Raw genomic sequence first — 1,580 nt, forward strand, 5'->3', positions numbered from 1 at the left:
ATAGACATAATGACTCCCACACGGTGTTAGCCTCCGCTTTTCGTGGGTTAGCTTAATTCAAAACCAGAGCCATAATTAGTTTGTCAAATAACTAAACAGCAGAGGCTAACATGAATAAACATAGCATACTTTTTATCGGTCTTGATACACATAAAGAATTCAATGAAGTCGCCTATATTGACGAACATAGAGGCGCTCAACCTGTTCACCTAGGTCGATTTTCTTCTTCCAAAATGGCCGTTCAAAAGCTTGTCCGTCAGTTTGAATCTAAATACCCTGGCGCAACGCTACACTTTGTTTATGAAGCAGGCCCTTGTGGTTATTGGATTTACAGATTAATCACAAGCCTTGGCCATTGCTGTTATGTGGTTGCCCCGTCTCTTATTCCTAAAAAACCTGGTGAAAAAATTAAAACCGATAAACGTGATGCCCTTAAGCTCGCTAAATTACTTAAATCTGAAGATTTAACACCTATCTATGTTCCCGAGCCTGAAGATGAAGCCGTACGCGATTTATCTCGCGCACGCGAAGTAGCCATGAAAGATTTAAAAGATGCTAAATATCAATTAAAAGCACTGCTGCTTCGTAATAATATTAATTACAAAGGCACTGCAAATTGGTCACAAAAACATTTACGTTGGCTCACTGAGCTTGTGCTTCCACACCCAGCACAGCACATCGTTTTACAAGAGTTTTTACAAACAATTACCGAGCGAATAAGCCGACTTGAACGATTAGATAATGAACTTACACATCACGTCCATCAATGGCGTTATTATCCCGTTGTTAAAGCAATACAAGCAATGCGAGGTGTTCGTTTGTTGGTCGCCACCGGTGTTGTTGCTGAGCTTGGCGATTTAACGCGCTTCGATCATCCCCGTAAATTAATGAGTTATCTCGGTCTTGTACCCAGTGAACACTCGAGTGGTGGCAAACGCCATATTGGCGCTATCACAAAATGCGGAAATGGCCGAGCAAGACGCCTCCTTGTTGAAGGCGCGCACACTTATCGATATGCAGCAAATATATCGACAGATATGCAAAAACGACAAGAAGGTTTACCAAAGGACATTATTGATATTGCGTGGAAAGCACAACTTAGGCTCTGCAAGCGCTATAAAAAAATGATAGCCAAAGGGAAACACTACAACCTGGTTGTCACCGCAATTGCCCGAGAAATGATTGCGTACATATGGGCCATTGCTAAAGAAGTGGTGCTTACGCCAGTGAATACAAAACTTAGATTGGCAAGAGTACCCGCATGATAAACGAATTAGAGTTAATGCATGGGATCAAGCATCGGGTGTGGCACAACCACCGACGGCGTTAGGATGGCAATGCAGCTAACGCTGCGTTGAACCACGAACATAGACTGAAGACAGGTGCCACGACGGAATAAGTAAGGTCTGCTCTGTTACTAGAAATAGTAATAACCAACGAATATCAGCAAGATAACCGACGAACTTACTTGCTTCATCCTATGTATTAACTCGCTCTAATTCGAGCTGAAGTAATTATGGCTTAAAAAGTTAAGCAAGGATCAGTGCGTTTAACTTGACAGTGGGAGTCATACCAACGCC

The 1,580-nt window shown here is 42.4% G+C and carries 1 protein-coding gene; it reads left to right on the forward strand.

The annotated features are described in order from the left end of the window. Positions 1-110: 110 nt before the first annotated feature. Positions 111-1,265, forward strand: a complete 1,155-nt coding sequence (locus AAEY57_RS19115; RefSeq protein WP_350608565.1) for an IS110 family RNA-guided transposase — start codon at positions 111-113, stop codon at positions 1,263-1,265. The last annotated feature ends 315 nt before the right edge of the window (positions 1,266-1,580 follow it).

It is taken from the genome of Pseudoalteromonas sp. MER144-MNA-CIBAN-0113 (assembly GCF_040308965.1).
Classification (GTDB): Bacteria; Pseudomonadota; Gammaproteobacteria; order Enterobacterales; family Alteromonadaceae; genus Pseudoalteromonas; species Pseudoalteromonas tetraodonis.

Coding starts and splice junctions, on each gene's coding strand:
- AAEY57_RS19115 (WP_350608565.1), top strand. CDS start 111: ATGAATAAACATAGCATACTTTTTATCGGTCTTGATACACATAAAGAA.